Source organism: Parasphingorhabdus sp. NYA22 (genome assembly GCF_976973735.1).
On record NZ_OZ333477.1, the window covers coordinates 279,687 to 300,682 of the forward strand.

Here is a 20,996-nt window from a genome sequence, read left to right on the forward strand (position 1 = left end):
ACACAGCGTTTCTTCTGCGCCATACCTGTACCGTAGCGGCAACCTTTCGACGTTACTAGCTTGTAAATCGGGCATTGTGTGCAGCGGTTTAACTTGACTAAAGGGCCTGATGGACAAAGCAATTCACCTGCCCGGTTTAAACGGCATACGAGCAATAGCCGCTATTGCCGTTGTCATTTCACATACCACGCTCGCGCTGGGCTCATTTGGTCTGGTCGCAACAATTTTCGGAAGTGGCGGGCAAGGCGGCCCCAAAGGCCTTCTCCTGGCCGCTGGCGGAGTCAGTATGTTCTTCGCCCTGAGCGGGTTTCTGATAACCTATTTGCTGTCTTTGGAGAAGGAGAAGACCCGCGAAATAAATATCCGGAATTTCTATCTCCGCCGGATTTTCCGGATATGGCCGCTCTATTATCTTTTTATAGCGAGCTGTTTGCTCACCTATACTGCCTTCAACATACAATATGACGCTGGGCCATTGCCATTCTACATATTCTTGTTGGCAAATGTGCCTCTCATCATCGGCCAAACAATGCCATTCATGACCCATCTCTGGTCTATTGGAGTGGAGGAACAATTTTACCTGTTCTGGCCTTGGCTGGCTCGAGTGACAACCGATAAACTTCTGAAACTGACGATTGTCATGATTGTCTGTCTGTACGTCCTGAAACTCATGTTTTACGTGCTATTCAGGAAGTTTGGTATCGAGACCCCCTATACCGCTATCAATGTTACTCGCTTCCATATCATGTTGATTGGCGCCGCCGGAGCGTTGCTATACTATAAGAATAGCAGCTATCTGAAATACGCAACGAACATCTACACTAAAATGGCCTGCTGGACCTTGATGGGCCTGCTTGTAATCAACAGGTTCAACATATCCTCGCTGGTTGATAATGAAATCATCGCACTTGTGACCGTCGCGATCATACTGGCGCAGATAAACAGAACGAATATGATTATCGATCTGGATCGCGGCGCGATGGATTTTCTAGGGAAAATTTCTTACGGGATATATGTGATCCACCCGCTCGTGATCTTTGTTCTCGCGCAAAACCTCCCAACGTTCCATGAAAGCACGCTTGCAAACTATCTGTTCGTTTATGCTGCGGTTATGGCCCTCACCATAGGGCTGTCTTACCTGTCCTACCGCTTTTATGAAAAACGCTTTATTTTGATGAAATCCAGATTCTCCACTATCAAAAGCAAGGCCTAGTTCACTACCGGTTGACCTTGACCCAGGGTATCAAAAACCTTGGTTGCCGGATCGGTTTGGCGGTCGAGGCTTGATAATTGGAAAATGGAGGACACGGAGGGATTCGAACCCTCGAAGCCCGTAAAGGCTTGTCTCCTTAGCAAGGAGGTGGTTTCAGCCGCTCACCCACGTGTCCACGCAGCTTGGCTAGAGAGGGCGCTATAACCATGGAAAGCGCTGGCTGCAACGGGAAAAATGGGCCGCTGTAAATCACGCCGGAAATTCCGGAACGGGGCCGATTGTGATGACGGGACTCGGACCGCCGCAGAATCGAGTCCGTTCGTCGTCCGTTCATTGCGTGGTCATACCCGACGGCCGAGAGCCGATGTTTGGCTGGTAACGGGAAGGAGTTTACCCATGTTACGGTTATGCTTGAAGAAATCATTGGGTCTATTTGCTGTCCTGGCCCTTGCCAGTGGACCGGCTCTGTCGCCCGCATATGCCCAGGTTGAAACCGTCGATCCGAATGACGTGATCGATGCCGATCTGGCGGCGCCCGACTATGACGGGAATTTTGAATCCAGTGACTCTCGTCCGACGATGGTCGAGGACGCGCCGATGGATAGCGATATCAACGCGGATATTATCGCGCCCTCCGGTTCGACGACGACCGCTGCCCAGAACGGCAATACCGTCGCCGCTGCCACCGATGACGGCAACACCTATCAGGACGATGACCTGATCGGCGCTGCCGAAGGCGTCTTCGGCAAAGGCGCGAAAGGCCTGGCTGAAGTGATCGAGGACATTCTCAAGAAACAGGGCCGGCCCAATGCCTATATTGCCGGACGCGAAGCCAGCGGGGCCTTCATTGTCGGCCTGCGCTACGGCTCCGGCAAGCTCTACCACAAGATCGAGGGCGAACGCCCGGTCTACTGGACGGGGCCCTCCATCGGCTTTGATTTTGGCGGCAATGCAGCCAATACCTTCGTGCTGGTCTATAATCTCTATGACAGCGAAGAGCTGTATCAGCGCTTCCCGGCTGGCGAAGGCGCAGCCTATTTCATCGGCGGCTTCCACGTCAGCTATCTGCGCAGCGGCGACAAGGTGCTGATCCCGGTCCGGCTGGGCGCGGGCCTGCGGCTAGGCGCGAATATCGGCTATATGAAATTCAGCAAGAAGCAGCAATGGCTGCCGTTCTGACCGGCCTACCGCAGAAATGATGGTTTTCCACCGTTAGTCCCGAGTCTGTCGGCCCGAAGGAGGAGCGAGGCTCAACGGCTCCTATCGACGAGAAGCGTGGTTCGACAAGCTCGTCACCAACGGCATGACAGTGATTGCGCGGCACACCAGCCAACTGCCGTTCGCCCTTGGTGTCACGGGTTCAATAGGACTCCAATCAGACCAGAGACTTGAATCAGACCAGAGACTTGGCCTGTTCCATCCGCGCCAGATAACGCGCCAATATATCAATCTCGAGATTGACGACCCGACCGGATTGCAGATCTCCGAGCGTGGTTACCTGCGCCGTGTGGGGAATGATATTGAGCGTAAAAAGGGTTACCCCGTCTTCGTCGGACACCGCATTGACCGTCAGCGAGACGCCATCAACCGTGATTGATCCCTTGGCCGCAACAAAGGGCGCCAGCTCCTTGGACACCCGGATGACGACTTCCCGGGAATCGCCGGCAATGATGCTGGACATGACTTCGCCGACGCCGTCGACATGACCGGTGACGATATGCCCGCCCAGTTCGTCGCCGACCTTCAGCGCCCGTTCCAGATTAAGCCGCCGGCCAGCAGTAAACTGCCCCTCGGCAGTGCAGGAAAGAGTCTCGCCCGACACATCGACGGCAAACCAGTCAGCGCCCTTGTCGACCACGGTCAGACAGACGCCCGAACAGGCAATCGACGCGCCCATATCGACGCCGTCCATATCATAGCCGCATTTGATTTTGACACGAAGATCGCCGCGCTGGTCGATCGATTCGATGGTACCGATATCTGAAACAATGCCTGTGAACATGGGCGATCCTATTTGCTGTGCCTATTGGCGGTAAACCAAGCGGAACCTAGGCGGCGCGGTCGTATATCTCAAGCATATCCTGCCCGAGGTCGCGCTGTTCGGTGCGCCGCCAGTGGCCATGCGCCTCGCTGAGCTTTTCCAGCCCGATATCGGCAATGGACGGCAGGCCGCCACCGATGATGATCGGTGCGCGATAAAGCATAAGCCGGTCGACCAGATCCGCCGCCAGAAAAGAGGTCGCGGTTTTTGCGCCGCCCTCGACCAGCAGCCAGTTGATATCGGCAAGGCCGGCAATCGCGGCGGGCTCTTCCAGCTGCAGCCAATGGTCCGGCTTGTCCTTGTCGGTGCCTAGCACGACCGGTTGCGGCGAGCGGTCGACCAGTCCGTCGAGCCGGACATCAAGCCCCGGCCGGTCGATCCTTGCCGTGCCTGCGCCCACCAATATGGCATCGCTGCGCGCTCGTTCCAGATGGGCATGCGCCCGTGCCCGGTCGCCGGTAATCCACTGACTCGACCCGTCGGCCATGGCAATACAGCCGTCCAGTGACATCGCGAGTTTGAGCGTGACAAAGGGGCGGCCATTCTCGACGCGGCAGAGAAAGCCGGCCATCGCGCGGCGTGCTTCCGGCTCCCGGATGCCGACCGATACCGGAATGCCGGCATCGCCCAGCCGGTCAATACCGCGGCGCCTTGTCCGTTCGTCGGCATCGAGAGTCGCGACAATCACCCTGTTCGGTTTTGCTTCGATGATCGAATTGCTGCAGGTCGGGCCGCGGCTGCTATCATGGGCACAGGGCTCCATGGTGACATAGATATCCGCGCCCTTTGCGGCGGTTCCGGCTTCGGCGAGCGCCATTTCCTCGGCATGCGGGCGGCCGCCCGGCTGGGTCCAGCCACGTCCGATGATATTGCCGTTTTTGACAATGAGACAGCCGACATTGGGATTGGCACCGGTCCGGCCACGGCCCCGCTCGGAGAGAGCCAGGGCTGCTGCCATATAATGCGCGTCGCCGGGAGGGGTCAGCATTGCAGACCGGCGGGGCGTTCCACCTCTACCTCACCGCGCGCCAGTCGCTCGGCGATCGCGTCCCGTTCAATCTGGTCGACATCCATGCCGGACATCCGGCCGAGCGATTTGACCGCTTCGCGCCGCTTGGTTTCCAGCTCGTCCTTCAGACACTGGATTTCCCAGCGGTCCTGCAGAATTTCCTCGTCGGTGCGGTCATTTGTCCAGTTTTCGACATAAATGACCTCCTGCGGTACATAAGTGTAAGTATTTACCTGCGGATCGAGCCAGAAAAGGAACAAAATGAACGACGTGCAGGCAATGGCCATTGCCGCGGGGAGCAGGCGCTCCCCCGGTTCACTCTGGCGAAAAACGGCGACCAGGTCACCGAAACCGCCGCTTACCGATGCATCTTTCAACATTCCCATATCGTCCAAATAGTGCGGACACAGCCGGATGACCAGCCCTTCCCGCAAAATTGCCACGGGAAAGGCCGGGCCGGCCATCCGGCGCGGTGATCAGCTGTTGATTTCAAAGCGAACTTTCAGCGACATCCAGCTCTCATACGGCTTGCCGTCCTTTGTTGCCGGAGTGAATCGCCATTTATTCAGCGCCTGTTTGCGGGTCGCCGACCAGAAATCCACGTGTGGCGAATCGATCAGTTCGATCTGCTTCACGCGGCCGTTTGTCCCGACCAGAACCCGGACGCTGACCTCCGCTTCACGCTCCAGTCGCAACTGGCCGGTCGGATATGCGGGCTGGAACTGGTCCGCATAACGCCTGTTCAGCCGTGCGCCGATGATCACCGGGTCAGGCATGATTGTAATCGGTTCCAGCGGTATTTCGACGCCTGTTCCTTCTGAATCACTACCCAGCTCGATCTTGGCATATTGGATTTTCGGAACGGGAGGCAATTTGACGATCGGGACGTCCGGCGCGATTTGCTGCGTTCGCGGTGCGGCCTTAACTTCCGGCTGGATCTTTTCGATCATCGGCTCGGGTGGCGTCTCGGCCTCCTCCGAAAGGGCGATAAGCGTGCCTTCAAACCTCTCGGGCACTACGATTGCGGGCATCGCTATCACGGCACCGATAATCACCGCATGAACGGCGCCCGTCATCATCAGGCCTTTTGAACGCGGGGTTTTGTTTTCGTAAACAGATACATAGCTCATGTTCATATCCTCTCAACCATCCTCAACAACGGCGGAGCGGCTTCGTGCCTGTTTGACTATCTCGCCCCAGCGCCATTTGTAATGTTATACTATTACATTATGAATTGCAAACACGGGCGTGCGCTAGCTGAATTTCAACCGTCAGAAACGATCTAACTAGTTGTTTTTAAGAGTCTTTCCAGCGCGACTTCGCGGCCGATCAGCGGCAGCAAAGCGTTCATATCGGGCCCGTGATCCAGCCCGGTCAGTGCCTGCCGCAGCGGCATGAACAGAGGTTTGCCCTTGCGGCCCGTCGCCTCCTTGAGCGCGCCGGTGAGATCCTTCCAGAGGTCGGAGGATGCTTCCAATTCCTCCAGTTTACCATGCGCAACGGCCAGAAATTCCCGGTCTTCCGGCGAAAATTCGGGAAGGGAAATTGGCCCCGTCACCACCTGCCACCACTGGTCGACATCACCCATATCATGCAGGTTCGGCCGGATCACCGCCCAGGCCTCGGCATCCATGGCTTCCGGCAGTCGATCCTTCACATCCGGATAGTCGAGCAGGTGCACGATCTTCTGGTTGAGCTGCGCCAGCTCTTCGTCGTCAAAACGCGCCGGTGCGCGACCGAAGCGGGCAAAGTCGAATGTCTCAATCAGTTGCGCTATATCGGCAATCGGTTCCACCGGATCGCTGGTGCCGATGCGGGCGAGCAAGGCAACAATCGCCTGCGGTTCGATATTCTTCTCGCGGAAGCTGCTGACACCAAGCGAGCCGAGCCGCTTGGAAAGCTTGCCTTCGGTGCCGACGAGCAACGCTTCATGGGCAAATTGGGGCGGCCTCGCGCCAAGCGCCTGGAACATCTGGATCTGCACCGCGGTATTGGCCACATGATCCTCGCCGCGCACGACATGGGTAATCCCCATCTCGATATCGTCGATTGCCGAGGGCAGCATATAGAGCCAGCTGCCGTCTTCGCGCAGGATGACCGGGTCGGACAGCAAAGCGGGATCAAAATTCTGATCGCCCCTGATCAGGTCGGTCCAGGTGATCGGCTTTTCGTGATCCAGCTTGAAACGCCAGTGCGGTTTCCGCCCTTCCGCTTCATAGGCAGCGACCTGCTCTGTGGTCAGATCGAGTGCCGCGCGATCATAAATCGGCGGCTTTCCGCGACCGAGTTGGATCTTGCGCTTCAGGTCCAGTTCCTGCGCCGTCTCATAGGCGGGATAGACCCGGCCATCGGCCTTCAGCTTCGCCAGATGTTCTTGATAGCGGTCAAAGCGCGCAGACTGCCGTTGCTCTTCGTCGGAAGCCAGGCCGAGCCAGGCCAGATCGGCCCGGATCGCGTCGACATATTCTTCCTTCGACCGCTCGGCGTCGGTATCATCGAGCCGCAGCAGAAATGTGCCGCCCTCTTTCTGCGCGAACATCCAGTTGTGCAGCGCGGTCCGGATATTACCGACATGAAGGTGGCCCGTCGGAGACGGAGCAAAGCGGGTTTTTATGGTCATACGGTCCTGAATGCGTTTGTGATGGGATAGCGCCGGTCGCGGCCGAAATTTCTTGTGCCGAGCTTGACGCCCGGCGGGGCCTGTCGGCGTTTATATTCGGCGATATAGAGCAGCCGCTCGATCCGCACCACCGTTTCCCGGTCGAAACCACGCGCGACCAGATCATTGACCGACAATTCTTCCTCGATCAGCCCGTGCAGCAGCGGATCGAGAATCTCGTAGTCCGGCAGGCTGTCGCTGTCTTTCTGGTCCTCGCGCAATTCGGCGCTCGGCGGTTTGGTAATCACCGTTTCCGGCATTACCGGGCCGTCGGGGCCAAGGCCCAGGCTCGGCTTGTTGCGGTTGCGCCATGAGCTGAGCTTGAAAACGGTCAGCTTATAGGCGTCTTTCAACACCGAATAGCCGCCCGCCATATCGCCATAGATTGTCGCATAGCCGACGCTCATCTCGCTTTTATTGCCGGTGGTCAGCAACATATGACCGAACTTGTTCGACAGCGCCATCAGCGTCACGCCGCGAATCCGCGACTGGATGTTCTCTTCGGTGATATCGACGTTGCTGTCGGAGAAACTATCTTCGAGCATCGTGTCAAAGCCTTCGATCGCCGGGCCAATCGGGATCGTGTCCAGCCTGGTGCCGAGCATGTCTGCACAGCCCTTGGCATCGTCGAGACTTTCCTGCGAGGTAAACCGCGACGGCATCATCACGTTCCACACCCGGTCCGCGCCCAATGCATCGACTGCCACGGCCGCCGACAAAGCGCTGTCGATCCCGCCCGACAGACCGAGCAGAACCCCCGGAAAGCGATTGCGGTTCACATAGTCGCGCAAGCCAACAATCATCGCATTATAGATATCGGCAGGATGGTCATCGAGCTGGTGGATATCCCCCGGCGCGCAAGTCCATGCACCGAGTTCACCAGACCAATGCGTATCAACGATCGTCTCGTCCCAGTCGGGCAGCTGATGCATGAGGCTGGCGTCACCGTTAAGCACGAAGCTGGCCCCATCAAATACAATCTCGTCCTGTCCGCCAACCCGGTTCAGGAACAGCAGCGGAATTCCGGTTTCCCGCACCCGTTGCGTCGCCACCTGGCCGAGGCGCTTATCGTCCTTCTCTATTTCATAGGGACTGCCGTGGACCGAAATGAACAGCTCCGCCCCCTGCGCTTTCAGATGTTCGCAGACGGTCGGGAACCAGACGTCCTCACAAATCGGCAGGCCAATTTTGCATCCCTTGAAGATGATTGGTTCCGGCAATGGGCCGGAGGAAAAGAGCCGCTTTTCGTCGAACGTACCATAGTTAGGCAGCTCGACCTTATAACGGATATCCTTGATATGCCCGTCTTCGAGCAGCGCTATGCCGTTATAGAGTTCGCCATCTTCGCGAAACACCGATCCGACTAGCATCGCCGGCCCCGGCCCTGCGGTCGCCGCTGCCAGCCGATTGAGCTCTGCTTCCGCGCGCTCCCACAAGGATGGCTTCAGCACCAAGTCTTCCGGTGGATAGCCGATCAACTGCAACTCCGGGAACACAATCAGATCGCTATCCGGTCGCGCGCCGTGCGCCGCAATCATCGCGTCCGCATTGCCGCGCAAATCGCCAACGCTCTGCGTCAATTGCGCCATGGTAATGGTTAGCTTTTCCGTCATCGCGCCCTGATAGGAAGGGCCACTGTGCGGAGCAATCGAAATTAACGCAAATACGGACTTTTGATTCGCCGGCCATCTGTCTAACAGGGTCACGAAATTGTCATGAGGTTCCGCTGACGATTCTTGCGGGCCATTGAATCGGGGGAACGCAATTATGAAACTCATGTCGGGCAACAGCAATTTGCCGCTAGCTACAGAGATCGCTGAATATCTGGGCATCCCGCTTACCGACGCAAGCGTGAAGCGCTTTGCCGATGACGAGATTTTCATAGAAATACACGAAAATGTCCGCGGCGAAGATGTCTTTGTCGTCCAGTCGACCAGCCACCCGGCCAATGACAATCTGATGGAATTGCTAATCAGCATCGACGCCCTGCGCCGCGCTTCGGCCAAGCGGATCACGGCAGTCATTCCTTATTTCGGCTATGCCCGGCAGGACCGGAAGCCCGGCCCACGGACACCGATTTCCGCCAAGCTGGTCGCCAACCTCATCACCGAAGCCGGTGCCGACCGCGTCTTGACCGTCGATCTTCACGCCGGACAGATCCAGGGCTTTTTCGATATCCCGACCGACAACCTCTACGGCGCGCCGGTGATCAGCGAAGATATCCTCAAGCGTCATAGCGACAAGGATATCATGGTCGTCTCGCCTGATGTCGGCGGCGTGGTTCGCGCCCGGGCATTGGCAAAGCGTCTCGACAACGCGCCACTCGCGATCGTCGACAAACGCCGCGAGCAGGCCGGCGTTTCCGAAGTCATGAACATCATCGGCGACGTGAAGGGCCGTTTCTGTGTAATGATCGACGATATCGCCGACAGCGCCGGCACGCTTTGCAACGCAGCCGACGCCCTGATCGCGGCAGGTGCAACCGATGTCGCCGCTTATATCACCCACGGCGTTCTCTCCGGCAAAGCGGTGGAGCGGGTCAACGCCTCCTCGCTGCGCAAGCTGATCATCACCGACACCATCCGGACCCCGCAATCGGCGCTCGATTCCGATAGAATCCGCGTCCTGCCCATTGCCCCGCTACTCGGCGAAGCGATCAAGCGGATCGCGGACGAAAGCTCGGTCAGCAGCCTTTGGGACTAATCCCGACCGGGAATTCCAATATCGGGAGACGCCAATGCCACGTTTCGAACTGCTAATGAAATATCGAGTTCACATCGCAATATTAGCGATTTTCATCTCCCTGTTCGCCTGGTTTACCGAATGGGTCGACTGGGTCTATGTCTGTCCTTATTGCCGCGCACAAAGAACGGTCATCGGGCTCCTCGGCCTGCTCTTGCTCGCCAATCCCCTGCACTGGCTCAACCGATGGATAGCCTCGACTCTCGCCGTTCTGGGTCTGATTGTCGCCGGGATGCAGCATTTCAACGGCTGGAAAAAGATAATGGCCGGCGAATTTACTTGGGGCGACTACTGGTACGCCAATGCCTGGGTGTTATCCGGATGTGCCCTGTTCATCATCACCGGGCTAATTCTCTACTTATGGGCCTGGCGCCCCGCTCCGGCCGCAATGGATCACCAATGACACCAAAAGACATCGATCTCGCGCAAAAGCTGGCTGAAGCCGCTGGCGAAGCGATTCGTCCGTTTTACCGCGCCAAATTTGATCAGGAAACCAAGGATGATTCATCCCCGGTAACCGAAGCCGACCGCGCAGCCGAAGCGGCGATGCGGGCGATTATCGAGGCCGAACGGCCCGATGATGGCATTATTGGCGAGGAATATGGCCCGCGCAATGAAGGCGCGTCTCGGCAGTGGGTGCTGGATCCGATTGACGGCACGACCAGCTTCATCGCGGGACGCCCGATATTCGGGACGCTGATTGCGCTGATGCAGGATGGTTTTCCGCTGATCGGGATCATTGACCAGCCGATTTCAAGAGAACGCTGGGTCGGCGTTATCGGCCGCAAGACCCTATTCAACGGACAGCCGGCAAAATCCGCGCGCTGTCGGGAGCTCAAGGACGCGGTCCTCGCCACCACGTCGCCGCATCTTTTCGACGAGCATGATGCCGAGCATTTCATGGGTCTGGCCAGTAAAGTTGCGCCGCGCAAGATCATCTATGGCGGCGATTGCTATAATTACGGCCTGGTCGCCAGCGGCCATGTCGATGTCGTCTGCGAAGCGGGACTGAAGCTCCACGATTTTGCCGCCCTCGCCCCGATCATCGATGGCGCCGGCGGGATGATGTGCGACTGGAACGGCGAGCCGCTCCACGCGGAATCGGACGGGCATGTGCTGGCAATTGGCGATCATGCGCGGGTCGATGATGTGCTGGAGGCTATTGCTTGCCATCATTGATGGCGTTTCCGTCGCGATATCGCTTGCAATTCAGGCGAATCTAGCTAAAGACGCCCTTCCGAAGTGACGCTCTGGCCAGTGTTGGGCTGCCACAAGTGTCCGTAACGGTACCATCTAGAGGAGACCAAAATGCCCAAGTTGAAGACCAAAAGTGGTGTGAAGAAGCGCTTCAAAATCACCGCAACCGGTAAGGTCAAGCACGGCGTAGCCGGCAAACGCCACCGTTTGATGAGCCATAACAGCAAATATATCCGCCAGAACCGCGGCACCAAGAAATTGTGTGATGCGGATGCTCGGACAGTCAAGAAATGGGCGCCATACGGTCTGGGTTAACCCCGCCGCAGCGACTCTCTAACTTACAGGATATAGAATATGGCACGTGTCAAACGGGGTACGACCACTCGTACAAAACATAAAAGATTATTGGTACAGGCGAAGGGCTATTATGGCCGTCGCAAAAATACCATCCGCATCGCGCGGCAGGCTGTCGAAAAAGCCGGTCAATATGCTTACCGCGATCGTAAAGTTAAGAAGCGGGCTTTCCGCGCACTCTGGATCCAGCGTATCAATGCTGCGGTTCGCGCTGAAGGCATGACCTATGGCGTATTCATCCACGGCACCAAGCTCGCTGGTATTGAACTCGACCGTAAAGTGATGGCCGACCTGGCGATGAATGAACCGGCAGTATTTGGCGGCATCATCAAACAGGCGCAGGATGCTCTAGCGAAAGCCTAAGCATTTTCATAATTTCAAAGAAGCGCCGGGGAGCAATCTCGCGGCGCTTTTTTATTGGGTTTTTCGCAGGGGTTGCTAGACGGGCAACGAGAAAAAACGGGACAATATGATGAGCGACATCGAAGCGGTCAGGGACAAATATCTGGAGCAGATTGGCGCGGCAGCTGATGGCGATGCGCTGGAGGAAATCCGCGTGGCTGCGCTCGGCAAAAAGGGCGAAATTTCGCTGCTGCTAAAAACGCTTGGCAAGATGACGCCGGAAGAGCGTCAGGAACAGGGTCCGAAGATCAACGGCACGCGACAGGCTGTTGCCGATGCCCTGGCGGCCCGCAAGGAAGCGATGGAGACCGCCGCTCTGGATGCGAAGCTTGCCACTGAAAAACTTGACCTGACATTGCCGCCACCCGCTGCTCCGAAAGGCAGCATCCATCCCGTTTCACAAGTCATGGACGAACTGGCGGAAATATTCGCCGATCTCGGCTTCTCGGTCGCTACCGGTCCCGAAATCGAGGACGACTGGCACAATTTTACCGCGCTCAACATTCCCGAGACCCACCCGGCCCGTGCGATGCACGACACATTCTACTTCCCGCAGACCGACGACAGCGGCATGCCGAAATTGCTGCGCACCCATACTTCACCGGTGCAGATCCGCACGATGATGGATGTTGCCAAGCAAACTGGCGGTGCTGGCGAACCGATTTACCTCATCGCACCCGGCCGTACCTATCGCAGCGACAGCGATGCCACCCATACGCCGATGTTCCATCAGGTCGAAGGCCTGGTGATCGACAAGGGCATTCATATGGGCCATCTCAAATGGACGCTAGAAACCTTCGTCCGCGCCTTTTTCGAGCGCGACGATATCGAATTGCGCCTGCGCCCGAGCTATTTCCCGTTCACCGAACCATCAGCCGAAGTCGATGTCGGTTTCTCGGTCGAAAAAGGCCGCAGGATCATCGGCGGAGACCCGCGCGGCGACAATGGCGGCTGGATGGAAATATTGGGCAGCGGCATGGTCCACCCCAATGTCATCCGCAATTGCGGGCTTGATCCCGATGTCTGGCAGGGCTTCGCCTTTGGCTGCGGCATCGACCGGCTGGCGATGCTGAAATATGGCATGGACGATCTGCGCGCTTTCTTCGACGGCGACCTGCGCTGGGCCGATCACTTCGGCTTTGACGCACTCGACGTCCCCACATTGAGCGGAGGAGTCGGCGCATGAAATTTTCCTTAAGCTGGCTCAAGGCCCATCTCGATACCGACGCAAGCCTCACGGAAATCACCGACAAATTGACCGACATCGGTCTTGAACTGGAAGGCGTGGAAAACCCCGCCGATGCCTTGCGCCCATTTCGTGTTGCCAAAGTGATCGAAGCCGGGCCGCATCCCAATGCCGACAAGTTGCAATTGCTTAAAGTTGACGATGGTGCGGCGGAACCTTGGCAGGTGGTGTGCGGTGCGCCGAATGCGAAAGCCGGGATGATCGGTGTATTCGGGCCGCCGGGCACCTATATTCCGGGTAGCGATTTTACGCTAAAACCCGCGAAAATCCGGGATGTCGAGAGTTTCGGTATGATGTGCTCGGCGCGCGAGCTGGAGCTGGGTGAGGACCATGACGGAATCATCGAATTGCCGGAAAGTGCGGCCAGTGAAGTTGGGGCCAGTTATGCTGACTATGCCAAGCTGGATGATCCGGTCATCGATGTAGCGATAACCCCCAATCGTCAGGATTGTATGGGCGTACGCGGCATAGCGCGCGATCTGGCAGCTGCCGGCCTCGGCACTCTGAAGCCGCTGGATGTCGCCAACATCGCCCGCAGCGGTGCTGGACCCGATATCGCGATTGACGATCCGGAAGGCTGTCCCGCCTTTTACGGCTGCACGGTGAGCGGCGTGACCAATGGCGCGTCTCCCGCCTGGATGCAGGCGCGCCTGAAATCCGCTGGCCAGAAACCGATCTCGGCGCTGGTTGATATCACCAATTATGTCACGCTCGATCAGGGCCGCCCGCTGCACGTCTATGACATTGCCAAGCTGAACGGCGGTCTGGTTGCGCGCAAAGCCCGTGCCGGCGAAAAGCTGGTCGCGCTCAACGACAAGGAATATACGCTCGACGAGACCATGACCGTGATTGCCGATCAGGCGGGCGCACATGGCATTGGCGGCATCATGGGCGGCGCAGCCAATGGCACCGACGAAAATACAACCGATGTGCTGATTGAATGCGCTTATTTCGATCCGGCCCATATCGCCCGCACCGGCCAGAAGCTGATGCTGACCAGCGATGCGCGGCAACGGTTCGAGCGCGGCGTCGATCCGGCCTTTCTGGACGACGGCGTCGAAATCGCGACAGCGCTGGTGCAGGCGCTTTGCGGCGGCAATGCCAGCGCGATCACCCGTGTCGGCGAAGCGCCGACGGAGCAGCGCGTTATCGCTTATCATCCACGACAATGCGCCGCTCTGGGCGGGCTGGATGTTGATCCAGACCGACAGCAGGGTATTTTGAAAGCGCTGGGCTTTGTCGTCGGTGATGACTGGCAGATCACAGTGCCGACATGGCGGCGTGACGTCACCGGCTGGCAGGATCTGGTCGAGGAAGTCATCCGCATCGAAGGGTTGGACAAGATTCCGTCAACCCCGCTTCCCCGCAAGCCGGGCGTGGCCAAACCCACCGCCTCGCCGGAACAGTTGGCCGAACGCAAGGCACGGCGAGCAGCGGCGGCGCGCGGAATGAACGAAGTGGTCAACTGGAGCTTCATTTCGGAGAAAGAAGCCGCTCCGTTCGGCGGCGGCACCTGGTCGCTTGCCAATCCGATCAGCGAAGATCTCAAGGTCATGCGGCCATCCTTGCTGCCAGGCCTGATCGCGGCAGCCCAGCGCAACGCCGCGCGCGGCGCATCTTCGATCCGTCTGTTCGAGGTCGGGCGCCGCTATCTGGAAAGCAGCGAGCATCCGACCATCGGGCTGGTGCTGGCAGGTGAAAACCGCGCCCGCAGCTGGCAGTCCGGCACGGCAAGTAAATTTGATGCCTATGACGCCAAAGCCGAAGTGCTTGCGATATTGGACGCCGCTGGCGCACCGACCGACAAGCTGATGGATTTTGGCGAGGCGGGCGATCATTATCATCCCGGCCAGTCGGGCACGTTGCGCTTGGGACCGAAGAAGATACTGGCGGCTTACGGTGTGCTCCACCCGTCGACGACCAAGGCGATGGGTTTCAAGGGCACGGCTGTTGCCGCCGAGATTTTCCTCGATGCGATTCCGCTGAAGAAGAAATCGGGCCATATGCGCGATGCTTTTGCGCCACCGGCGCTGCAAGCGGTGACCCGTGATTTTGCCTTCATCGTCGATGCGGACCTGCCAGCGGGCGATCTGGTGCGAGCGGTCAAGGGCGCGGACAAGAAGCTGATCACCGATGCGCGGATTTTCGATCTGTTCGAGGGACCGAGCGTAGGCGAAGGCAAGAAGTCTCTGGCAGTAGAAGTGACATTGCAACCGACCGACGCGACATTGACCGAAGAGGATCTGAAGGCGCTGTCGGACAAGGTTGTCGCTAATGCGACGAAATTGGGCGCTGAATTGAGAGGATAGTCTTCGCAAATAATTGCAGCGTTAGCTGCACCCGAACTCTTTTGGTTTCACGCGAAGCCGCGAAGGCACAAAGAATTGGCGGTTGTCAGAAACTCTTCGTGTCTTCGCGGCTTCGCGTGACAAATTTGGAATACAACTCCCGCTACGCGGGAAAGAAAAGTGAAGAAAAATGACCAAACCACGCCGGACATTCGCGATTATTTCTCACCCCGATGCGGGTAAGACGACGCTGACCGAGAAGCTGCTGCTGAAAGGCGGCGCTATCCACTTGGCGGGCGAGGTCAAGGCGCGGGGCGACAACCGGCGCGCGCGGTCGGACTGGATGAAGATCGAGCAGCAGCGCGGGATTTCCGTGACCAGCTCGGTGATGACCTTCGAGCGCAACGGCATTGTCTTCAACCTGCTCGACACGCCAGGCCATGAGGATTTTTCCGAGGACACCTATCGGACGCTGACCGCCGTCGACAGCGCGATCATGGTGATCGACGCTGCGTCGGGCATCGAGGCGCAGACGCTGAAGCTGTTCGAGGTCTGCCGGATGCGCAATGTGCCGATCATCACCTTCATCAACAAGGTCGACCGCGAAGGCCGCGATCCGTTCGAACTGCTTGACGAGGTCGCAGACAAATTGGCGCTCGACGTCTGCCCGATGAGCTGGCCCGCTGGCATGGGCGGACAGTTTGAGGGCGTCTATGATCTGGTCAACAATCAGCTGCATCAGCCGACCGGCGACAGCAAACAATATGACGGCGTGACCCAGCAGTTCACTGGCCTTGATGATCCCAAGCTCGCCGATGTGCTGAGCGAAGCTGCGCTCGAACGGCTCACCAGTGAAGGCGAACTGGCGCAGGGCGGTTATAGCAGCTTCGATCTCGAGGCCTATCAGAGTGGCGACCTGACCCCGGTTTTCTTCGGTTCTGCGCTCAAGCAGTTCGGCGTCGAGGAATTGATCGAAGCGATCGCCGACTATGCCCCCTCGCCGCGTCCACAACCCGCCGACCCGGCTCCAATCGATCCAGCAAGCGACGATGTTACCGGCTTTATTTTCAAGATCCAGGCGAATATGGACCCGCAGCACCGCGACCGGATTGCTTTCATGCGGCTCTGCTCGGGCGAGTTCAAGCGCGGCATGAAGCTGACGCCTTCGGGGCTCGGCAAGCCGATTGCGATCCACTCGCCGATCCTGTTTTTCGCGCAGGATCGAGAAATTGCCGACACCGCCGAGCCGGGCGATATTATCGGCATCCCCAATCACGGCACATTGCGGGTCGGCGACACATTGTCCGAGAAAAATCAGGTGCGGATCACCGGCCTGCCGAATTTTGCTCCCGAAATTCTCCGTCGTGTCATTCTCCGCGATCCGACCAAGACCAAGCAATTGCGCAAGGCGCTGGATGATCTAAGCGAAGAAGGCGTGGTCCAGGTCTTCTATCCCGAAATCGGCGCCAACTGGATCATCGGTGTGGTCGGGCAATTGCAGCTCGAAGTGCTGGTCTCGCGCCTGGAGGCGGAATATAAGGTCGATGCCTATCTCGAGCAGGCACCGTTCGAAACCGCTCGCTGGATCAGCGGCGACGAGGCGACTGTCGACGCCTTTGCCAATATCAACCAGAGTTCGCTGGCCAAGGATCGGGACAATAATCTGGTGTTTCTGGCCAAGTCGGCCTGGGACGTGAATTACCAGCAAGAGCGCAATCCCGAGATCAAGTTCAGCGCGACACGCGAGCGTTAATCCGGTAACCGCCGGTCATGACCAGCAGATCAACGACGGAAAAGGCCTTCCAGTCGATCATCATCGATGACGAGGGCCGCGCATGCGCCGATATTCCGGAAAGCGCCTGTAAACAGGAACCGGGTAATTTCTTCAAACATGTCGGTGCGCTGGCACTGACCAAAAGCGCTGACGGGCTGGTCGATCCGAAACTGGTGCTGAGCTGGCTGATGACCTCCTTGGGTGCACCGGTTGCCCTGATCGGTCTGCTGGTCCCCGTGCGTGAAGCAGGTGCCTTATTGCCCCAGCTATTGACGGCGGGCTTTTTACGCAAGCTGCCGCGCCGCAAATGGGCTTGGGCCGCAGGTTCGATGGTGCAGGGTCTGGCTGCTGCAGCCATCGGGCTCATCGCGATTAGCCTGACCGGCGTCGCGGCGGGCTGGGCTATTGTACTGGCACTGGCGATCCTGGCCGTGGCGCGGAGCGTTTGTTCGGTTTGCTACAAGGATGTGCTCGGCAAGACCATCGCCAAGTCCCGTCGCGGCACCGCAACCGGGCTGGCCGGGTCGATCGCCTCGGTGACCGTGATCATCTATGCGCTCGCGCTTTCGTTCAATCTGGTCGACCGGATGCTGCTGGTCACCGGCGGATTGTTCCTGGCCGGGCTGGCATGGATCGCCAGCGGGCTATTGTTCGCAACCTTGCAGGAAGAGGCCGGTGCCACCGAAGGCGGCAAGTCTGCGCTAAAGGAAGCGTGGAAGAATTTTTCCTATCTGCGCGACGATCCGCAACTCCGCCGGTTCATCCTGACCCGCGGCCTGCTGACCGCCACCGCGCTGGCACCGCCGTTCATGATTGCGGTGGGGAGTGAGGCTGGAGAAGGCTATGACAAGCTGGGCTTTCTGGTGCTCGCTTCGGCTCTGGCTAGCCTGTGCAGCAGTTTCGTCTGGGGAAGGCTTTCGGACCGTTCCAGCCGCAAGGTGCTGATCTTCTCGGGGATCGTAGCAACGGTCATATTGACGGCAACCAGCTGGCTAGCCTTCGCCGGGACGCTCAGCGGCGGCTATATATTGCCAGTTCTGCTGTTCGGCCTGATGATCGCCTATCAGGGCGTCCGCCTCGGCCGGTCGACGCATCTCGTCGACATGGCGGGCAAGGATACCCGCGCTGCTTATACAGCATTGTCGAACACGATCATCGGCTTGCTCTTGCTCGCCGGCGGTCTGTTCAGCCTGATCGCGCATATGTACGGCGGGGAGGCTGTGCTGGCGGTGATGGCCGGGATGAGCGGGCTGGCGATATTGGCGGCCTGGGGACTGGAAGAGGTGCAGCTGTGAGGTGATCGGTCGGCGATAGCCAATATCGATATATTCGTCACCCCGGCGAAGGCTGGGGCCTCAACCAAGTTCACCAATTTCGCTGCCATTGGGTTGGATCCCGGCCTTCGCCGGGATGACGGTTTCCGCCATAAACCCGCCCTGCTCAATAATGATAGCGGCATTGTGCAATTTCCAGCGCTTGTGCATCACCTTCGCCCCGCACGCGATAAACTAGTCGGTGTTCTTGTGTGATACGACGGGACCACCAGCCTTTCAACTGACCGCGCAGAGGTTCGGGCTTGCCTGTTCCTTTGAATGGATGGCGACGGCATTCTTCGATCAGTAGGTTGATGCGGTCGAGCAATTTTCGATCATTGTTTTGCCAATGGCAATAATCTTCCCACGCGGTCGGCCAAAACGCTATCCTCACGGATAAATCAGCTCGTGTTCTTCGCCTTCCCCAGCATCAAGACCACGTATAGCCTCCATCAGACGTCGCGCATTTTCCGGTGAAGATAGCAGATGTATGGTTTCTTCCATACCGGCCCATTCACTCTCCGAGATCATGACCACCGCCTCGCCATTCTGGCGAGTGATTTTCACCGGCACCTTGTCAGCTACCACACGGTCCATCAACGCTTTGAGATTGGCGCGGGCCTTCGAGAAATTTTCCATCAACATGATGGACATCATTTGTACCTGAAGTGGTACAATGTCAAGATCGCTCTTGTCACCCCGGCGAAGGCTGGGGCCTAACCCAGGCTCACGAGCATCTGTGCCATTGGGTTGGATCCCGGCCTTCGCCGGGATGACGGTGCTCGGGACAGGCTATCCCCGCAACAGGAACACCGCATGTTCGGCGAGCAAATTGGCCATGCCGCGCCCGGTCTGCTTGTCACCGCTCAGAAACCACTGGCCTTCCTGAGTATATTTGCCATCCTGCACCAAAGCGCGGAAATCGTCGATGGTGACATGGTGAATATTGGGCGTGTCATACCAGGTCTGCGGGATCAGCCGTGTCACCGGCATCCGGCCGCCGAGCAACAGCGACGCACGAATCCGCCAATGGGCGAAATTGGGGAAGCTGACAAAGGCCTGCTTGCCGATCCGCAACAACTGATCGAGCATGATGTCGGGACGGTGGGTGGTCTGCAGAGTCTGGCTGAGGATCGCATAGTCGAAGCTGCCATCGGGATAAGTGCTGAGATCGGTGTCGGCGTCGCCCTGCACCACCGAGAGTCCCTTGGCGACGGCTTTTGAAACATTGGCGGGGTTGATTTCAAGTCCGCGGGCATCGCATCCTTTCTCATCGCGCAGCGCAGTCATCAGCGCGCCATCGCCGCAGCCGATATCAAGCACCCGGCTACCGGGCGCGATATTGTCGGCGATGATTTGCAGGTCTGGGCGGAGTTTGGTCATACGGCGCGCTCTTCGAAGCGGAAGACAGAAGGTTTGTGCGCACGAAGACACGAAGACACGAAGAGAAGAACAGGCGATCTTTTCTTTGTGCCTTTGTGGCTTTGTGCGAGTCCAAAATGGCGCGAAAGACGGGATAGAATCGGACCTGCGGTCATTTCCCTTCCCCTGCCTTAAGAAACCCGTCGACAATCCGGTTCATCTCGGGGTTTTCCAGCAGAAAGCTGTCATGGCCGAAGGGGCTCGACAATTCCATGAAGCTGACCGCAGCACCCGCGGCGTTGAGCGCGTGGACAATCGCCCGGCTTTCGCTGGTCGGGTATAGCCAGTCGGTGTCGAAGCTGATTAGGCAGAAGCGGGTTTGCGAACCCCTGAACGCATTGGCCAGCGACCCGCCATGGGCCTCGGCGAGATCGAAATAGTCCATCGCCCGGGTGATGTAGAGATAGCTGTTGGCGTCGAACCGGTCGACAAAGCTGATCCCCTGATGGCGGAGATAGGATTCGACCTGGAAATCCGCGTCGAATCCGAAGGTCTTGGCGTCACGGTCCTGCAGCCGCCGGCCGAATTTCTCGGTCAGGCCGGCTTCCGAGAGATAGGTGATATGTGCGGCCATCCGGGCCACCGCGAGGCCGCTGCTCGGCGGATCATCATCGGCATAATAGGCCCCGCCACGCCAGCGCGGATCGGCCATGATCGCCTGCCGCCCGACTTCGTGAAAGGCGATATTCTGGGCGCTGTGCCGTGCAGCCGAGGCGATGATCACCGCCGATTTGATCCGCTCCGGATAGAGCGCGGCCCAGCTGACCGCCTGCATCCCGCCCATCGAACCGCCGATGACGGCATGGAGCCGGTCGATACCTAGATGGTCGATCAGCAAAGCCTGCGCGCGGACCATGTCGGCGATGGTCAGAACCGGGAAATTCATGCCCCAGGGCTTTTCGGTCGCCGGATTGACCGTCGCCGGACCGGAACTTCCCAGACAGCTGCCGATCACATTGGCACAGATGACGAAATGACGGTCCGTATCCACCGGCTTGCCCGGCCCCACCATCCGCACCCACCAGCCGTCCTTGCCAGTCAGCGGATGGGTCGAGGCGACATATTGATCGCCGGTCAGCGCATGGCAGATCAGGATCGCGTTGCTGGCATCAGCATTGAGCGTGCCATAGGTTTCATAGGCAAGATCAACGGGCGCGAGTTCTGCTCCGCTGTCCAGCGGTAGCGGTCCCAGCAGGCGAACCTTTCTGTCCAATCCAAAACGTGCATCTTCAGTCATCAACACCGGAGCTAAGCGGCGAAATCCCGAGCGTCAAACGATAATGCTGTTGACTGACAGGCCGCAAAGGTTAGTCCGGCGACACAGAACATCTCAAGA

General features: G+C 58.3%; 21 protein-coding genes and 1 tRNA gene. 11 read left to right on the plus strand and 11 right to left on the minus strand.

Going from position 1 to position 20,996, the window contains the following annotated elements; translation table 11 throughout:
• Window positions 1–109 precede the first annotated feature (109 nt).
• Window positions 110–1,213 carry an acyltransferase family protein gene (locus tag ACWFTY_RS01345; protein ID WP_447525609.1) on the plus strand — a complete coding sequence of 368 codons (1,104 nt, stop codon included), beginning with the start codon at window positions 110–112 and terminating at the stop codon, window positions 1,211–1,213.
• A gap of 85 nt (window positions 1,214–1,298) precedes the next feature.
• Here ACWFTY_RS01345 and ACWFTY_RS01350 read toward each other — a convergent pair.
• Window positions 1,299–1,388 (minus strand) — tRNA-Ser (locus ACWFTY_RS01350).
• A 221-nt stretch (window positions 1,389–1,609) separates the two neighbouring features.
• Here ACWFTY_RS01350 and ACWFTY_RS01355 point away from each other — a divergent pair.
• The gene (locus tag ACWFTY_RS01355; RefSeq protein ID WP_447525610.1) at window positions 1,610–2,392 is read left to right on the plus strand and encodes a DUF1134 domain-containing protein; all 783 of its coding nucleotides are present in this window, start codon (window positions 1,610–1,612) and stop codon (window positions 2,390–2,392) included.
• A gap of 214 nt (window positions 2,393–2,606) precedes the next feature.
• Here ACWFTY_RS01355 and ACWFTY_RS01360 read toward each other — a convergent pair whose 3' ends face one another.
• The 6 genes from ACWFTY_RS01360 to ACWFTY_RS01385 all read right to left on the minus strand — a co-directional run bounded on the left by ACWFTY_RS01360 (window position 2,607) and on the right by ACWFTY_RS01385 (window position 8,535).
• A complete protein-coding gene (locus ACWFTY_RS01360) occupies window positions 2,607–3,215 on the minus strand; it encodes a riboflavin synthase (RefSeq protein ID WP_447525611.1) in 609 nt (202 codons plus the stop codon).
• A 46-nt stretch (window positions 3,216–3,261) separates the two neighbouring features.
• Complete coding sequence (gene ribD, locus ACWFTY_RS01365; protein ID WP_447525612.1) at window positions 3,262–4,242, minus strand: bifunctional diaminohydroxyphosphoribosylaminopyrimidine deaminase/5-amino-6-(5-phosphoribosylamino)uracil reductase RibD; 981 nt, start codon at window positions 4,240–4,242, stop codon at window positions 3,262–3,264.
• Window positions 4,236–4,649 (minus strand): hypothetical protein, encoded by a 414-nt coding sequence (locus tag ACWFTY_RS01370; RefSeq protein ID WP_447525613.1) that lies wholly within the window; start codon window positions 4,647–4,649, stop codon window positions 4,236–4,238. The genes ribD and ACWFTY_RS01370 overlap by 7 nt, the downstream gene beginning before the upstream one ends.
• Window positions 4,650–4,739: 90 nt before the next feature.
• On the minus strand, window positions 4,740–5,393 hold the full coding sequence (locus ACWFTY_RS01375; protein WP_447525614.1) for an energy transducer TonB: 654 nt from the start codon (window positions 5,391–5,393) through the stop codon (window positions 4,740–4,742).
• 152 nt (window positions 5,394–5,545) lie between these two features.
• Complete coding sequence (gene gltX / locus ACWFTY_RS01380; protein WP_447525615.1) at window positions 5,546–6,883, minus strand: glutamate--tRNA ligase; 1,338 nt, start codon at window positions 6,881–6,883, stop codon at window positions 5,546–5,548.
• On the minus strand, window positions 6,880–8,535 hold the full coding sequence (locus ACWFTY_RS01385; RefSeq protein WP_447525616.1) for an NAD+ synthase: 1,656 nt from the start codon (window positions 8,533–8,535) through the stop codon (window positions 6,880–6,882). Before ACWFTY_RS01385 ends, gltX begins: the two co-directional genes overlap by 4 nt.
• Before the next feature lie 154 nt (window positions 8,536–8,689).
• On the opposite strand from ACWFTY_RS01385, the gene ACWFTY_RS01390 reads away from it, so the two are divergent.
• The 9 genes from ACWFTY_RS01390 (at window position 8,690) to ACWFTY_RS01430 (ending at window position 18,220) form a co-directional block, all read left to right on the plus strand.
• Window positions 8,690–9,625: a ribose-phosphate pyrophosphokinase gene (locus ACWFTY_RS01390; protein WP_447525617.1), complete on the plus strand. Its 936-nt coding sequence runs from the start codon at window positions 8,690–8,692 to the stop codon at window positions 9,623–9,625.
• Window positions 9,626–9,659: 34 nt separating this feature from the next.
• Entirely contained in the window at window positions 9,660–10,067 is a 408-nt protein-coding gene (locus ACWFTY_RS01395; protein ID WP_447525618.1) for a hypothetical protein, read from the plus strand.
• Window positions 10,064–10,843: a histidinol-phosphatase gene (gene hisN, locus ACWFTY_RS01400; RefSeq protein WP_447525619.1), complete on the plus strand. Its 780-nt coding sequence runs from the start codon at window positions 10,064–10,066 to the stop codon at window positions 10,841–10,843. Before ACWFTY_RS01395 ends, hisN begins: the two co-directional genes overlap by 4 nt.
• Window positions 10,844–10,972: 129 nt before the next feature.
• Entirely contained in the window at window positions 10,973–11,176 is a 204-nt protein-coding gene (rpmI, locus tag ACWFTY_RS01405; protein WP_066741203.1) for a 50S ribosomal protein L35, read from the plus strand.
• A 39-nt stretch (window positions 11,177–11,215) separates the two neighbouring features.
• Window positions 11,216–11,578, plus strand: a complete 363-nt coding sequence (gene rplT, locus ACWFTY_RS01410; RefSeq protein WP_340166623.1) for a 50S ribosomal protein L20 — start codon at window positions 11,216–11,218, stop codon at window positions 11,576–11,578.
• 106 nt (window positions 11,579–11,684) lie between these two features.
• On the plus strand, window positions 11,685–12,803 hold the full coding sequence (gene pheS, locus ACWFTY_RS01415) for a phenylalanine--tRNA ligase subunit alpha (protein WP_447525620.1): 1,119 nt from the start codon (window positions 11,685–11,687) through the stop codon (window positions 12,801–12,803).
• The gene (gene pheT / locus ACWFTY_RS01420; protein ID WP_447525621.1) at window positions 12,800–15,172 is read left to right on the plus strand and encodes a phenylalanine--tRNA ligase subunit beta; all 2,373 of its coding nucleotides are present in this window, start codon (window positions 12,800–12,802) and stop codon (window positions 15,170–15,172) included. The genes pheS and pheT overlap by 4 nt, the downstream gene beginning before the upstream one ends.
• 169 nt (window positions 15,173–15,341) lie before the next feature.
• Window positions 15,342–16,904 (plus strand): peptide chain release factor 3, encoded by a 1,563-nt coding sequence (locus ACWFTY_RS01425; RefSeq protein WP_447525622.1) that lies wholly within the window; start codon window positions 15,342–15,344, stop codon window positions 16,902–16,904.
• Window positions 16,905–16,921: 17 nt separating this feature from the next.
• The gene (locus tag ACWFTY_RS01430; protein WP_447525623.1) at window positions 16,922–18,220 is read left to right on the plus strand and encodes an MFS transporter; all 1,299 of its coding nucleotides are present in this window, start codon (window positions 16,922–16,924) and stop codon (window positions 18,218–18,220) included.
• Window positions 18,221–18,365: 145 nt separating this feature from the next.
• On the opposite strand, the gene ACWFTY_RS01435 is transcribed toward ACWFTY_RS01430, so the two are convergent.
• From ACWFTY_RS01435 to metX, 4 genes are all read right to left on the minus strand, one after another.
• A complete protein-coding gene (locus ACWFTY_RS01435; protein WP_447525624.1) occupies window positions 18,366–18,632 on the minus strand; it encodes a Txe/YoeB family addiction module toxin in 267 nt (88 codons plus the stop codon).
• Window positions 18,629–18,883 carry a type II toxin-antitoxin system Phd/YefM family antitoxin gene (locus ACWFTY_RS01440; protein ID WP_447525625.1) on the minus strand — a complete coding sequence of 85 codons (255 nt, stop codon included), beginning with the start codon at window positions 18,881–18,883 and terminating at the stop codon, window positions 18,629–18,631. The genes ACWFTY_RS01435 and ACWFTY_RS01440 overlap by 4 nt, the downstream gene beginning before the upstream one ends.
• A gap of 147 nt (window positions 18,884–19,030) precedes the next feature.
• Entirely contained in the window at window positions 19,031–19,621 is a 591-nt protein-coding gene (gene metW / locus ACWFTY_RS01445) for a methionine biosynthesis protein MetW (RefSeq protein WP_447525626.1), read from the minus strand.
• 151 nt (window positions 19,622–19,772) lie between these two features.
• Window positions 19,773–20,897: a homoserine O-acetyltransferase MetX gene (gene metX / locus ACWFTY_RS01450; protein WP_447525627.1), complete on the minus strand. Its 1,125-nt coding sequence runs from the start codon at window positions 20,895–20,897 to the stop codon at window positions 19,773–19,775.
• Window positions 20,898–20,996: the final 99 nt, after the last annotated feature.

Bases quoted from the DNA above. Each gene is read 5' to 3' on its own strand.
- ACWFTY_RS01345 (WP_447525609.1), top strand. From the start codon at position 110: ATGGACAAAGCAATTCACCTGCCCGGTTTAAACGGCATACGAGCAATA.
- ACWFTY_RS01355 (WP_447525610.1), top strand. From the start codon at position 1,610: ATGTTACGGTTATGCTTGAAGAAATCATTGGGTCTATTTGCTGTCCTG.
- ACWFTY_RS01360 (WP_447525611.1), bottom strand. From the start codon at position 3,215: ATGTTCACAGGCATTGTTTCAGATATCGGTACCATCGAATCGATCGAC.
- ribD (WP_447525612.1), bottom strand. From the start codon at position 4,242: ATGCTGACCCCTCCCGGCGACGCGCATTATATGGCAGCAGCCCTGGCT.
- ACWFTY_RS01370 (WP_447525613.1), bottom strand. From the start codon at position 4,649: ATGGGAATGTTGAAAGATGCATCGGTAAGCGGCGGTTTCGGTGACCTG.
- ACWFTY_RS01375 (WP_447525614.1), bottom strand. From the start codon at position 5,393: ATGAGCTATGTATCTGTTTACGAAAACAAAACCCCGCGTTCAAAAGGC.
- gltX (WP_447525615.1), bottom strand. From the start codon at position 6,883: ATGACCATAAAAACCCGCTTTGCTCCGTCTCCGACGGGCCACCTTCAT.
- ACWFTY_RS01385 (WP_447525616.1), bottom strand. From the start codon at position 8,535: ATGACGGAAAAGCTAACCATTACCATGGCGCAATTGACGCAGAGCGTT.
- ACWFTY_RS01390 (WP_447525617.1), top strand. From the start codon at position 8,690: ATGAAACTCATGTCGGGCAACAGCAATTTGCCGCTAGCTACAGAGATC.
- ACWFTY_RS01395 (WP_447525618.1), top strand. From the start codon at position 9,660: ATGCCACGTTTCGAACTGCTAATGAAATATCGAGTTCACATCGCAATA.
- hisN (WP_447525619.1), top strand. From the start codon at position 10,064: ATGACACCAAAAGACATCGATCTCGCGCAAAAGCTGGCTGAAGCCGCT.
- rpmI (WP_066741203.1), top strand. From the start codon at position 10,973: ATGCCCAAGTTGAAGACCAAAAGTGGTGTGAAGAAGCGCTTCAAAATC.
- rplT (WP_340166623.1), top strand. From the start codon at position 11,216: ATGGCACGTGTCAAACGGGGTACGACCACTCGTACAAAACATAAAAGA.
- pheS (WP_447525620.1), top strand. From the start codon at position 11,685: ATGATGAGCGACATCGAAGCGGTCAGGGACAAATATCTGGAGCAGATT.
- pheT (WP_447525621.1), top strand. From the start codon at position 12,800: ATGAAATTTTCCTTAAGCTGGCTCAAGGCCCATCTCGATACCGACGCA.
- ACWFTY_RS01425 (WP_447525622.1), top strand. From the start codon at position 15,342: ATGACCAAACCACGCCGGACATTCGCGATTATTTCTCACCCCGATGCG.
- ACWFTY_RS01430 (WP_447525623.1), top strand. From the start codon at position 16,922: ATGACCAGCAGATCAACGACGGAAAAGGCCTTCCAGTCGATCATCATC.
- ACWFTY_RS01440 (WP_447525625.1), bottom strand. From the start codon at position 18,883: ATGTTGATGGAAAATTTCTCGAAGGCCCGCGCCAATCTCAAAGCGTTG.
- metW (WP_447525626.1), bottom strand. From the start codon at position 19,621: ATGACCAAACTCCGCCCAGACCTGCAAATCATCGCCGACAATATCGCG.
- metX (WP_447525627.1), bottom strand. From the start codon at position 20,897: ATGACTGAAGATGCACGTTTTGGATTGGACAGAAAGGTTCGCCTGCTG.